The sequence below is a fragment of the Halorussus lipolyticus genome (assembly GCF_029338375.1).
In the GTDB taxonomy this organism is placed as follows: Archaea; Halobacteriota; Halobacteria; order Halobacteriales; family Haladaptataceae; genus Halorussus; species Halorussus lipolyticus.
Genome location: NZ_CP119805.1, coordinates 111,309 through 123,785 on the forward strand (window position 1 = coordinate 111,309; position 12,477 = coordinate 123,785).

Consider the following 12,477-nt stretch of genomic DNA (forward strand, 5'->3'; position numbering starts at 1 on the left):
CTTGGTGGCCGGTAAATTCAATTTCTCACCAAAAACACCCAGATACACGTTCTATCTTACAGAGGTGTCAGGCTGAGTGAGAATAGCTCCCACGCGAATCGCGGGCGCTCGCCACCCGACTACGGTTTCAGGCAGTGCATAACAATGGTCGTTCCGGCGAAACGTTCGCCCAGCGAACGCCGGGGTCTCGCCGAGACGCCGGCCCAACCGAGAGATTACCATGAAGTATCTGTTCTTCACGAACACGCCGGCGCAGGCCCACCAGTACAGGCAGGCAGTCGCGGGACTCGAAGACCGAGGACACGAGGTGCTGGTCCTCGCGCGGGACTACGGTTGCACCGAGGCCCTGCTCGACCACTACGACCTCCCCTACGAAATCTTCGGTCGGTGCGAGACCCAGAAGTTCTCGCTGGCCCGCGAACTGCCCAAACACCTCGCCAGAGTCGCGCTGAAGGCCCGCCAGTACGACCCGGATTGCGTCTTCGGGCGCGGGGCCTACGCCGCGCTGGCCGGAACCGTCGGCGGTGCGCCGGTGGTCCTCGTGGACGACTCTGGCAACACCGACTTGGACCACGCGATTTCGGTCCCGCTGGCCGACGCGGTGCTGACGCCCCACACCTTCGACAAGGACCTCGGCGAGAAGCACTACGAGTTCCGCGGATTCAAGGAACTCGCCTACCTCCACCCCGACGAGTACGAACCGCAGGCCGACATCCGAGAGAAACTGGGGGTCGCCGACGACGAGGAGTACGCCATCGTTCGCCTCAACGCCTTCGGGTCCCATCACGACGTGGGCGAGGCCGGATTCACGCCGGCGAAGCGCCGGGAACTCGTGGAGGCGCTGGCCGAGGAGGCCACCGTCTTCGTCTCGGACGAGGGCGGCGACATGGACCTGAACGAGGCCCCCGCGCAGGCGTTCGACCTGCATCCCGCCCTGCTTCACGACGCCCTCGCGGAAGCGTCCCTGCTGGTCGCCGACACTCAGACGATGGTGACCGAGGCCGCGCTCCTCGGGACGCCCGCGATTCGGTCGAACTCCTTCGTGGGCGAGGACGACATGGGCAACTTCGTGGACCTCGAACGCCACGGACTCGTCTACAACCTCCGGGAGTTCGACGCGGTTCTCGACGCCGCGACCGACATTCTGGCCGACGAGAGCGCGGGCCAGCGGTGGCGCAACCTCCGGGACGACTATCTGGACGACAAGGTGAACCTGACCGAGGTCCTGCTCGACGTAGCCGAGGCGATTCACGCCACCGACCGCATCGACCGCATCGGCGGGGTCACCCACCGGGAGGGCAGAAGGTTCGGCCTCGAATCGGTCCGGAGCGACGGGGGCCGCTCTCGATGAACGTCCTCAACCTCGTCTCGAACGCCGACGCCAGATTCTACAAACAGCAGGTCGAGACGCTGGCGGAGCGCGGCATCGACTGCACGACGGCGACCCCGCCGGGCGACCACCTCACCGACGAGGAGGTCACCGAGCGGTCGGCCGGCGACTACCTCCGGTTCGTTCCCGAGGTGATTTCGGAGTCGCTGGAGGGGTACGACCTCGTTCACGCCAACTACGGGTTGACCGCCCCGGCGGCGCTCGCGCAGGTCCGACTTCCGGTGGTCCTCTCGCTGTGGGGCACCGACCTGATGGGCGAGTACGGATGGCTGGCAAAGCAGTGCGCCCGCTACTGCGATGCGGTCATCGTGATGTCCGACGAGATGGCACGCGAGTTGGGCGGGTCGTGCTACGTCATCCCCCACGGCATCGACATGGACCGGTTCGCGCCGCGACCCAAGGCCGAGGCCCGCGCCGAACTCGGGTGGGACCCCGACGCCCGCCACGTGCTGTTCCCGTACCCGCCGAATCAGGAGGTCAAGAACCACCCCCGCGCCGAGCGCGTGGTCGAACTGGCCCGCGAACGGGTGGACGACGACGTGAACTTGCAGGTGGTCTACGACGTTGCCCACGCCGAGGTCCCGAGGTACATGAACGCCAGCGATGTCCTCCTGTTGACCTCCGAGCGCGAGGGGTCGCCGAACACGGTCAAGGAAGCCCTGAGTTGCAATCTCCCAGTCATCTCGACCGACGTGGGCGACGTGGCCAGCAGACTCGACGGGGTGTCGGCGTCGGTGGCCTCGGACGACGACGACGAACTCGCTGAGGCGCTGGCCGACGTGTTGGCCGACCCCCGGCGCTCGGACGGCCGCGAGGCGGTCCGGGACATCAGCCTCCAGCGGATGGGCGAGCGCATCGAAGGCGTCTACGAGACGGTGCTGTGACCGCCGCCGGAAAGACGCATTTATCGTTGTTACGGATTAGTTTCTAATTGTTTTCGAATTCTTCTATTGTCTTTACGAATCGTATAGCGGTCTATCTCCGGCTATTCGTTTCGGAGCCAATCGCCGTTCTTTCCGGGCGCTCTTTCGGTTGCTTCTGGTCGTGCTTACCGTTCGTTCTGCCGGTGGTTTCACTTCGTTTCTCCTCGCTTGCGGGCTAATCCCGGCCTGCGGCGTCCTAAGCAACTCCAACGTGCTATGTAGAAATCATTTCGTTCCGTAGTTGTAGGAAGCCTGTACCGTTTCGTAATCACACTCAGGGCTGTACGGCGGTCCTATACCGGCCCAAACTCGCGCTATCCCCGTATAGGTGCTGGAGAACAAAGTGCGCACAAGCGGATGAATAGCCCGAAGGAACCATGAGTTTACAGGTTGCGGAGGGCGGGCAAACCGCCCAGTCCGCCGAGGAGTCACTCGGCAACGCCCACGTCGTCGTCGGCATCCCCGCGTACAACGAGGAGAACGCCGTCGGCAGTACGGTCCTCGCCGTCAAGCGGTGGGCCGACGACGTGGTGGTCGTAGACGACGGAAGCACCGACCGGACGCCTGCCATCGTCGAGCAGGCCGACGTGACGGTCTTGCGACACGAGCGCAACCGGGGCAAAGGGGCGGCGGTTCGCACCTTGTTCGCCCACGCGAAGCGCATCGACTGTGACGCGCTGGTGATGCTCGACGCCGACGGCCAGCACGACCCCGCCGACATCCCGTCGCTGGCCGAACCGGTGGTCGAGGACGACGCCGACATGGTTATCGGAAGCCGATACCTCGACCAGAATCCCGGCGACGAGACGCCCATCTACCGCAGAGTCGGGCAGGTGGTCCTCGACTACTGCACCTCTCGGGTCACGGGGTCGGACCTGACCGACACCCAGAGCGGGTTCCGAGCGTTCTCCCCCGAGGCGCTCGACGCGCTCTCGCTGACCACCGACGGGATGGGCGTCGAGAGCGAGATGATAGACTCGGCCACTAGCCAAGGCCTCGAAATCACCGAGCGAGCCATCGACGCCCGGTACGACGACTTGGAAGGCCAGACGTACAACCCTATCAAGCACGGCCTGACGGTCATGCTGTTTCTCGTGCGACTCGCCAAGCGACGACCGATTCCCTCCAACGAAAACTGACAAATCATGCCTACCATCCAACTACCCGCGGACCTCCGGAACCGCTACGAACCGCTCGCCGACCGACTCGACGGCTTCGATTCGCCCGACGAACTCGCAGAGTACGTCCTCGAAGCCACCGCCGAGGAAATCGAGCGCGGCGACACCGATTCGGCCACCGACAGCGCCGACGACGAAGTGGTCGAGGACCGCCTCGAACAACTGGGGTACCTCGAAAAGTGACGATGAGCGACGGCTCCGTCTACGTCTTCGGGCTGGACGGCGTTCCGCCCGAACTGGTCGATAGGGGCATCGACGCCGGGCGACTCCCCAACTTCGAGCGAATGCGCGCCGAGGGCACCGACGGCACGACGCGCTCGACGGTGCCGCCCCTCTCGATGATTGCGTGGAGTTCGTTCGCCACCGGGCGCAACCCCGGCAACCACGGCGTCTACAACTTCATGCTCAAATCCGAGGGCGAGTACGGCACCGACTTCGTGAACGCCGACACCCTCCGCGAGCAGTCGGTGCCGGTCTGGGAGTACTTGGACGCCGAGGGCCACCGGTCTGGCGTGATGAACGTCATGCCGGGCTATCCGCCCTCCCGGACCTCGGGGTTCCACATCTCGGACAACATCACGACGCCCTCGTCTGGGTCCTACGCCTTCCCCGACGAACTCCAGCAGGACATCGAACAGCGCGTCGGCGAGTACGACGTGGACCCCTACGAGGGCTACGACGACGGGACCGACGAACAGAACTTGCAGGGTCTCCTCGACAACTTCTTCGAAATCGAGGAGAACCGCATCGAGGTGGCGAAGCTCCTCGTGAAGGAGTACCCTTGCGACTTTTACTCGCTGGTCTTCTCGGGTCCGGACAACGTGCTTCACGTCCTCGGGCACGTACTGGACGAGACCCACCCCAAGCACGACCCCGAGGTCGCCGCCAGATTCGACGACAAGCCCCTCGAACTGCTCGAACGCTACGACGACTTCTTGGGGTGGGTGATGGAGCGAATGGACGACGACGATACGATGATGGTCCTCTCGGACCACGGCCACGGCCCGGTCTACCAGACCATCAACCTCAACTCGTGGCTCTACAACGCGGGCTACCTCGAACTCCAGTCGCGGCCGTGGACCCGCCTCAAGCAGTTCGGCTACAATCACGTCTACGACGCCGTGGAGACGGTGATGAGCGAACTCAACCTGTTCTCGAAGCTCAAGATGGGCGTGGCCCGGACCAGCGGCGGGGGTTCGGGGCCGGACCTCGCGGAACTGCTGACCATCTCCCGGAAGGACATCGACTGGTCGAAGACCGCGGCGTTCACCGTCGCCAGCGGCGGCCAAATCTACATCAACACCGACGACCACGACGAGGGCGCGGTGCCCGACCACAAGTACGACGAGGTCCGCGAGCGCCTCCGCGAGAAACTGCTGGCCATCGAACACCCCGACCGAGGAGACCGGGTTATCGACTCGGTTCTCTACGGCGAGGACGTGTACGGCGACGAGTACGAGGGTACTCGCCCGGACCTCGTCTGCATGCCCGCGCCGGGCTACCAGATTCAGTACCCCCAGACGATGAAGACCAAGCGCGTGTTCGCCGACCCGCCGAAAACCGGGTCGCACACCTCGATGAACGAGATGCACGGCATCTTCTACGCGTGGGGCGGTCCGGTCGAGAGCGAGACTGGCGTGACGGTGGACCTGACCGACTTCGCGCCGACCGCCTGCTCCCTGCTGGACGTGCCCGTTCCCGAGGAGATGGACGGCGAAATTCGGGATGACGTGGTGGATGTCGGAGCGGAGCGAGCGCGATACGACGGGAAGGTCGAGACGAAGCGGGCGGTCCGGGAGGTTGTTGGAGAGTTAGGCGAGGAGTGAAGTTACCGTTGTTCGTTTGCTTTGCTTATTTCTGTTAGGCGTAACTGCGTGTATTTCTTCTCTTCTTGAGGTTTACTCTCATTTGATTTCTTTTCATAATGTTGTTCCCTAAGCATCTCTAAAACTGCAAAGGAGATAGTGAGAAGAACAAGACAAGTAATAGCTAAGGCCGAAACCGCCAAAATTCCTCTATCTTGAGTAATTGCTGTAGCGACTAATCCTGCTGCTGCCCCTCCGAGAATTGACTTACCTGAATCAATGACGAATTTGTACACATCAATTTGCTCCAAATCCTATCGATAAAATTTTATCGCTAAGATGCCTCTATATTCACCTCAACCTTCTCCCCACTCCTCGCCGCCTCGTAAGCCGCCTCCGTCAGTGCAGTCACTCCGAGAGCGTCCCGAGCAGTCGCGGGCGGTTCCTCGCCGGTCTCGATGCAGTCGATGAACGCCTCGGCCTTGTTCTTCTGCTTGCTCCGGTCGATGTAGGGGAGGACCGTCGTGCTGTCGGCCTCGATTGTTTCGAGTTCGCGCTCCTCCCACTGCCTGCCTTCGAGGTAGACCGCGCCCTCGTCGTCCCAGACGTGGATGTGTTCCCGGACGCAGGGCGCGTCGCTGTGGACCGAGATGGTTCCGTGGGCACCGTTCTCGAACTCGACGGTGAGGACCGCGCGCTCGTCAACCCGATTTTCGTCGTCGGCGAAGACCATCTCGGCGCTGACCGCCGAGGGGGTTAGACCGGTGGTCCACAGCACCGCGTCGATGAGGTGGCTCCCGGTGTCGTAGAGGTTCCCGCCGCCCGAGAGGTCCGGGTCGGTCCGCCACTTGCCCTCGAAGCGGTCTATCCAGTCCTGCGTGATTTCGGCGCTGAGGTAGTCCGGCGAGAGGTCCCCTGCTGATTCAGTATCGCCTTGCCACCGCTCTCTGGCGGTCTCGAACGCCGGGTTCAGGTGGCGCTGGTAGCCCACCATCAGGACCTGCTCGCTCGATTCGGCGCGGTCGGCGAGTTCGCGGGCGTGGTCCAAGTCGGTCGTCAGCGGTTTGTCGCAGAAGACGTGGAGATTTCGGTCGAGGGCCGCCGTCACCATCTCGTAGTGGAGGGTATGCGGAGTCCCGACGAGAACCGCGTCGAGGGCTTCGGCGTCCAGCATCTCCAGATAGTCCTCGTACTGAGAGCCGTCGCCGACGTAGAGCGTTTCGCCGCCGGTCTGTCGGGTCTCGGCGTCGAGGTCCGCGAGCGCCGTGACCGTCGAGCGCGGGTCTTGGTTGAACAGTCGTCCGACCGTGGTGCCGATGTAGCCGCCACCGATGACGCCGACTCTGAGTTTTTCGACCTGAGACATGCGTGTTCGGTAGCACCACGACCCGCGTCTTGATTCGTCTGGCCGCCGAGGAGCGCAGGTCTACTCGAACTGCTCGCCGGCGTTCAGGTACTCCTCCAACAGCGAGGGGAAGTCTCGGCCCCGGAGGTAGCGCAGGCCGAAGTCCTCCGACCAGTTGATGATGCCCATGTCCTCGGTCACGACCCCGGCGTCGAGTTCGCGCGCGAGGATGAGGAGGTCGAAGTCCTCGTGGGAGTCAAGCACGCCCTGTCGGAGCGCCGACCGGTACTTGCCCCGGAGGTCGGAGACGAGTTGGTCCACGTCGGTCATGTACTCTTGGCCCTCCAGCGGGTCGCCGTCGAGTGCTTGGGCCTCGCGGACGGCCTCCTCGGAGACCCGCAGGCCGCGGTCCACTCGGTCGCTCATCTCGTCGATGAACTCGAAGACGATTTCGGCCGGGATGGACACCTCGAAGCGCGAGGGGTGTTTCTTGATGACCCACGTGTTGAGTTTCGAGAACACCTCGTCGGAGACGCCCCGGTCTTCGAGCATCGAGGACAACTCGTCGTAAATCGAAGGCGGGACGTAACACGAGATGCCGAGTTCGAGTTTGGCCTCGGCGATGAGGTCCAGCAGTCGGAGAACCGTCTCCTGTAGGTCCTCGTCGTCGCGGCGAATCTCGTCGGTGAAGAACACCGAGGTATCGAGGACGAACCGCTGTTTGAGCGGATGCTCGGCCATTGGTCGTCAGTTTCGTCGCCACGGTCAAGTACGCATCGCCCGCTGGAAGTAGTGTGCAGATTAGCAGATGAAACTGAGATTGCAGTCTCGAAAGCCCTCTCGCGGTTCGCGGTCACGTGAGGGTGCGCGGCGCTCTGCGCTGTGACTGGCGAGCGGTGGAACCGCGAGCGAAGCGGGGAGAGAATTACACGTATCTGAACATCTCCGTTGGACCCGTCCATTTCTTCCCGGACTCGTCGCTTCGAACTGTCACCTCGATTTCCATGTGGTAACACATATCATGAAACCCCGAAAAACGCTTAATATCGCCTCCCTCCTACGTAGAGTTACAGCGGGGTCGAGAGGACACATCGGACGAACGGTCTCGAACCGTCCGTTGGGCGATTAGGGGCCGTTTAAGGGTGAACACTAAATGGCCGGTAAAACGGTCACGAGGTCAAAGCCCCGAAGGAGAACCACAGCGACCGGAACTCGCTCCTCCATGGAGGAGCGGCAAAAAGGCCAAGTAACGGATGTCGTGTAAGCGGCGTTCGTGAAACTGGCAGAAGTCAGAAGGGTCGTAACGGTCGTGGAAAACGTCTCCCGTCCGAGTCCAATTCTCGGCCTCGCTTTCTCACGTTCCCGACCGGCGAGCGACCGGTATCGACTCGCCGGAAGAAACAATTACATTTCTTAAAGCAATGATTACATTTCTCGACAGCGCGCGCCGACGGAAAGCACTTACCACCGCCGCGAGCAGACCTCGGCATGAGACGCCCCGTCTCGGTCGTCTGGCGCTCCCTCCCGGCCCGCCGGTCCGTCGTGCAATTTTCGGTCGTCCTTCTCGTGCTGGCGGCAGTCACGCCCGCTGTCGTTCCGGCGAGTTCGCCGCCCCAACCGCTCTGCTCGGTCTGCGACGACGGTTTCGAGCGCGCTGGCGAGGAGCATGGCCTGAACACCACGGTCACCCACAGCACGGTCAGGTCCGAGTCCGCGACGACGGCACCGGCCTCTGGACGGTCAGGAATCGCCTCGGAAACCAGTCGGTCGCGGACCGGTTGCACGACGACTCGGCCCTCCGGGACCGAATCGTGCGGACCGCACTCGGCGAGCACTACCGGAAACCGAATCCCGACCGCCTCTCAAACGTCTCGGCGAGCGTCCGGAACCGGACCGTGGTCGTGACCTTCGCCTACGAGGAGTTCGCCGACCGCGCGGGGAGCGGCGTCCTCCTAATCGAGTACTTTCACACCGACGACCGCAGGAGCTACGGCCTCGTCGCCGACCGGTTCAGCGTCGTCGGTCCGGACGGCAGTCGGGTGCTGAAGCGCCCCGCCGAAGGGTGGGACGAGGACACCCGCGTAATCGTCGGCCGAGAGACAACCGCGACCAGTGAGGCCGCGGGCAACGTCACGTGGGCCACCCGCGCCGAGGAGCGAGACCGGTACTACGTCGATGCTTACGTCGAGGACACCTACGTCGCGTTCGCGCCGAGCGACGGTCTCGGCGGCTATCGGTCGTTCGTCGCCGGGTTCTTCGACGCTCGCCAGACGACGCAACTCGCCGGGGGCGTCGTGGCTATCGGCCTGCTAGCGGTCGTCCACCCCTTCTACGCCGGGTCGGTCCCGCTCGTCAACGACGACATCCCGGCGCTGTCGGCGCTCGGGGTGGCCTACGCGCTGGTCGGCGGCGCGGCGCTCGCGGTCACACGACTGCGAAAACGAGTCCCGTGGTGGTGGCTCCTCGCCCCGGCGCTCGCCACCCCGCCGGTCGCGGCGCTGGCGGTGACGCTCCTGAGCTATCCCGACGCGCTCGCCGATGTCTCCGAGACGGTCCTCCTCGGCGTCCCGCTGGCCGGGGTCTTCCCCCTCGGGTACGCCGTCGGAAGTGGCGACCCCCGCGCCAAGCGCCGCGCCGGAGTGGCCGCGCTCGCACTGGTCGCGGTCCTGCCGCTCCGATTCGTCTCGTTCACCGAGGCCGCGGCGCTGGGTGGTCTGGTCGCCATCATCGCCACCGTCCTCGCGGTCCTCGGTCTGCTGTTCGGCGCGCCGCTGTATCTTCTGGGCGGGTCGCTGGCGATGGCAAGTGAGGCAAGCGACGAAAGATAGGTCGCTGGCGATGGCGAGTGAGGCAAGCGACGAAAGATAGGTCGCTGGCGGTGGCGAGTGAGGCAAGCGACGAAAGATAGGTCGCTGGCGATGGCGAGTGAGGCAAGCGACGAAAGATAGGTCGCTGGCGTGGACTCGCACGGCGTACTCCTCGAAGACGAACGAGATGTGACCGCCGAGGTCGGTGGGACCGCCCGACTCCACGAACTCGTCCAGCGTGTCGGGGTCCACCGTCTCGTAGAGCGGTTCGAAATCGAGCGGGTCGGCGTCCGCAACGTCGGCCACCGCTGTCACGACGAGTTCGCTGACGGCCTCGTCGGACGCCGGGTCGTAGTGGACGTGGTGGCGCTCCGTTCGTCGGTCCGAGTGGTCGTCTCGGGTTTCGTTCGTGTCTCCCATGGCATCACCGAGAGTCGGTAAGCGTCGGCGGCAGGACCCCGGCGCGTCACCGCGAGTGCCCCTTTCCCCCGCTTCTACCGACGAACGAATAGTTGATGAGCGCGTATATAATTAGCGGCTATCGTCCTCAAATTACGTCCGGCGCGAATCGAACCGGTCGGAAACCCGGTCTCAAACATTCGCTTCTCGGTCGAAAAATTCGAGGTACGCCGCAATCCGGCCGTCGTCCCGGTACCGGACCGTGTTCGACCGCGGGTCGTAGTCGAGGACCTCGGTGTCGTCCAGTTTCGGGAGGCTTCGGTGGTGGAGGGCGATTGCGACCTGCTCGCGGTGGGCCTCGATGTCGGCGGCCGAACGGTCGCCCGCCGCGTCGTCCGCGCCCGATTGCTCGGCGGCCTCTCGCTCGACCACGCTGTCCACGAGGTCGTCGAGTTCGACGACGTTCTCCGACCGGGAGTCGAGCGCGGCGACGGCGTGGCGAGCGCGTTGGTTGGCCAGCGCGCTCACCAGCGTCTCGACGGAGCGGTCGTCGCCCGCCCGTGTGGGGTCGAACCGAGGCGGTACGTCGTCCCCGTCGGAGGTGTCGTCAGTCATGTTACCTCATGGCAGAGGTGCGAAAGTGTTAGTTCTGTCGGGCAGACGCGGCGGAAACGATAAAATCAACACTCGGGTATGTTTTCGATTGCGTTTACGCAAACGTTAACGGAATCGGGGTAGTCGGAACGCAACCGTGCCCGGTTTTGGTTTCGGTCTCGGCGACCGACTCGCGGACAGGTTCGGTAGTCGATGGGCAGACTCGACAGGGAATCGCCGCAAGCGGGCATCGTCGCCCATAGTTGTCACGCAAACGATACGTACCGGGGCGACGAACGTCGAGACATGCGAGCCTACAAGTCGAAAGTCGTCACGCCGATTCGTCTCCCCGACCGCGACGAGCGCGAGGAGAACCTTCGGCGGGCGGGCTACAACGTCTTCAATCTCGACTCCGAGGGGGTATTTGTGGACCTGCTGACCGACAGCGGGACCGGGACGATGAGCGAGGACCAGTGGGCGGCCATGATGAAGGGCGACGAGGCCTACGCCGGGAGTCGAAGCTTCGACCGCCTGCAATCGGCCATCTCGGACGTGATGGGGTTCGAGCGAATCATCCCCGCCCATCAGGGCCGGGGTGCCGAGAACGTCCTCTACGGTGCGCTGGTCTCCGATGGCGACTACGTGCCCAACAACACCCACTTCGACACCACTCGGGCACACATCGCCAACAACGGGGCCGAACCGGTGGACTGCCCGCGAGACGGGGCGCTCGGCGACGAGGACGACGCGGCGTTCGCGGGTAACCTCGACGTTGGGAAGGTCCGCGAGCTGGCCGACGAGGTGGGTGCAGAAAACATCCCGGCGGTCGTCGTCACCATCACGAACAACTCGCTGGCGGGCCAACCAGTCAGCGTCGAGAACGTCCGCGAGGCCCGAGCGGTCGCCGACGAACTGGATGCCACCTTCGTCATCGACGCCTGCCGGTTCGCCGAGAACGCCTACTTCGTCCGGGAGCGCGAGGCCGAGTTTTCGGACGCATCGGTCGCCGAGGTGGCCCGCGAGCAACTCTCCTACGCCGACGCCCTCGTGATGAGCGGCAAGAAGGACGGACTGGCCAACGTCGGCGGGTTCGTCGCTATGCGAGACGACCCGGAACTGGACGACCTGCACGCCAAGGCCCGCGAGCGGGGCATCCTCTACGAGGGCTTCACGACCTACGGTGGCATGGCTGGCCGGGACTTGGAGGCGATGGCGGTCGGTCTGCGCGAGGCCGTCGAGGAGTCCTACATCGAAGACCGAGTGTCGCAGGTCCAGCGCCTCGGCGACATGCTGGCCGACCGCGACGTGCCGGTCCAGCGCCCGACCGGGGGTCACGCAGTCTACGTCAACGCCGCCGAGTTCCTGCCCGAGATTCCCGCCTCGCAGTTCCCCGGACAGGCGCTGGTCTGCGAACTCTACCGCGAGGGCGCGGTCCGCGGCGTCGAACTCGGTAGCTTCGCCTTCCCCGAGACCGACCGGCCCGAACTGGTCCGACTCTGCCTCCCGCGCCGGACCTACGGCGCGGACCACCTCGAACACGTCGCCGAGACGTTCGAGCAGGTCGCCGAGCGCCGGGACGCGGGCGAAATCTCGGGCCTCGAAATCGTCGACGAACCCGAGATGGCGGAGCTACGTCACTTCAGCGCGGAACTGCGGCCAGTGCAAAAGCAGGAAGCGACCGCGGACGACGACTGAGAAGGGTTCGATTTCGGAGAGACGAGCGCGGTACGTCGCCTCAGACGCCCTCGACCGTCTCGCGGTACGACCGGACGCGACTCCGGGCCTCGGTCACGGCGTCGGCGTCCTCGCCGTCGAGGTCGGCGGCAATTTCCCGCAGGCCGTGCATCACCCGGTCGAGTCGGCCGTGGTCGGGTCCTCGGTCGGCGTCGGCCATCTGTCGGAGTTGGTCTGCGAAGCCGTCGAGTCGCTCGGCGGTTTCGTCGTCGGAGATGCGTTCGCTGACCGCGGTGAGTTCCTCGCCGGCGTCTCGGAGTTCGGTCGTGTCGTTGTCGGCCATGTGGGGTGCTACACTCGAA

The 12,477-nt window shown here is 64.3% G+C and carries 13 protein-coding genes and 1 pseudogene; 7 read left to right on the forward strand and 7 right to left on the reverse strand.

The window, feature by feature from the left end:
* The first annotated feature begins 220 nt into the window (after positions 1–220).
* The 5 genes from P2T57_RS17585 (at position 221) to P2T57_RS17605 (ending at position 5,317) form a co-directional block, all read left to right on the forward strand.
* Entirely contained in the window at positions 221–1,351 is a 1,131-nt protein-coding gene (locus P2T57_RS17585; RefSeq protein ID WP_276302433.1) for a DUF354 domain-containing protein, read from the forward strand.
* Entirely contained in the window at positions 1,348–2,274 is a 927-nt protein-coding gene (locus P2T57_RS17590; protein WP_276302434.1) for a glycosyltransferase family 4 protein, read from the forward strand. Before P2T57_RS17585 ends, P2T57_RS17590 begins: the two co-directional genes overlap by 4 nt.
* Positions 2,275–2,690: 416 nt before the next feature.
* Positions 2,691–3,452: a glycosyltransferase family 2 protein gene (locus P2T57_RS17595; RefSeq protein WP_276302435.1), complete on the forward strand. Its 762-nt coding sequence runs from the start codon at positions 2,691–2,693 to the stop codon at positions 3,450–3,452.
* A gap of 6 nt (positions 3,453–3,458) precedes the next feature.
* Positions 3,459–3,674 (forward strand): hypothetical protein, encoded by a 216-nt coding sequence (locus P2T57_RS17600; RefSeq protein ID WP_276302436.1) that lies wholly within the window; start codon positions 3,459–3,461, stop codon positions 3,672–3,674.
* A gap of 2 nt (positions 3,675–3,676) precedes the next feature.
* Positions 3,677–5,317, forward strand: coding sequence for an alkaline phosphatase family protein (locus tag P2T57_RS17605; protein ID WP_276302437.1), 1,641 nt, complete (start codon positions 3,677–3,679; stop codon positions 5,315–5,317).
* A 2-nt stretch (positions 5,318–5,319) separates the two neighbouring features.
* On the opposite strand, the gene P2T57_RS17610 is transcribed toward P2T57_RS17605, so the two are convergent.
* The 4 genes from P2T57_RS17610 to P2T57_RS17625 all read right to left on the reverse strand — a co-directional run bounded on the left by P2T57_RS17610 (position 5,320) and on the right by P2T57_RS17625 (position 8,333).
* Positions 5,320–5,592 carry a hypothetical protein gene (locus P2T57_RS17610; RefSeq protein WP_276302438.1) on the reverse strand — a complete coding sequence of 91 codons (273 nt, stop codon included), beginning with the start codon at positions 5,590–5,592 and terminating at the stop codon, positions 5,320–5,322.
* A gap of 38 nt (positions 5,593–5,630) precedes the next feature.
* The gene (locus tag P2T57_RS17615) at positions 5,631–6,662 is read right to left on the reverse strand and encodes a Gfo/Idh/MocA family protein (RefSeq protein WP_276302439.1); all 1,032 of its coding nucleotides are present in this window, start codon (positions 6,660–6,662) and stop codon (positions 5,631–5,633) included.
* A gap of 60 nt (positions 6,663–6,722) precedes the next feature.
* Complete coding sequence (locus P2T57_RS17620; protein ID WP_276302440.1) at positions 6,723–7,382, reverse strand: RNA ligase partner protein; 660 nt, start codon at positions 7,380–7,382, stop codon at positions 6,723–6,725.
* Positions 7,383–8,102: 720 nt separating this feature from the next.
* Complete coding sequence (locus P2T57_RS17625; protein WP_276302441.1) at positions 8,103–8,333, reverse strand: hypothetical protein; 231 nt, start codon at positions 8,331–8,333, stop codon at positions 8,103–8,105.
* An 86-nt stretch (positions 8,334–8,419) separates the two neighbouring features.
* Between P2T57_RS17625 and P2T57_RS17630 the strand changes: the two genes are divergently transcribed.
* Positions 8,420–9,469: a hypothetical protein gene (locus P2T57_RS17630; RefSeq protein WP_276302442.1), complete on the forward strand. Its 1,050-nt coding sequence runs from the start codon at positions 8,420–8,422 to the stop codon at positions 9,467–9,469.
* A gap of 183 nt (positions 9,470–9,652) precedes the next feature.
* On the opposite strand, the pseudogene P2T57_RS20385 reads toward P2T57_RS17630, so the two are convergent.
* Positions 9,653–9,868: pseudogene (locus tag P2T57_RS20385) on the reverse strand (HalOD1 output domain-containing protein); the annotation flags it as partial.
* 171 nt (positions 9,869–10,039) lie between these two features.
* Positions 10,040–10,462 (reverse strand): DUF7344 domain-containing protein, encoded by a 423-nt coding sequence (locus P2T57_RS17640; RefSeq protein ID WP_276302444.1) that lies wholly within the window; start codon positions 10,460–10,462, stop codon positions 10,040–10,042.
* Between the two features lie 285 nt (positions 10,463–10,747).
* Between P2T57_RS17640 and P2T57_RS17645 the strand changes: the two genes are divergently transcribed.
* Positions 10,748–12,136, forward strand: coding sequence for a tryptophanase (locus P2T57_RS17645; protein WP_276302445.1), 1,389 nt, complete (start codon positions 10,748–10,750; stop codon positions 12,134–12,136).
* A 40-nt stretch (positions 12,137–12,176) separates the two neighbouring features.
* Here P2T57_RS17645 and P2T57_RS17650 read toward each other — a convergent pair whose 3' ends face one another.
* On the reverse strand, positions 12,177–12,458 hold the full coding sequence (locus tag P2T57_RS17650; protein ID WP_276302446.1) for a DUF7553 family protein: 282 nt from the start codon (positions 12,456–12,458) through the stop codon (positions 12,177–12,179).
* Positions 12,459–12,477: the final 19 nt, after the last annotated feature.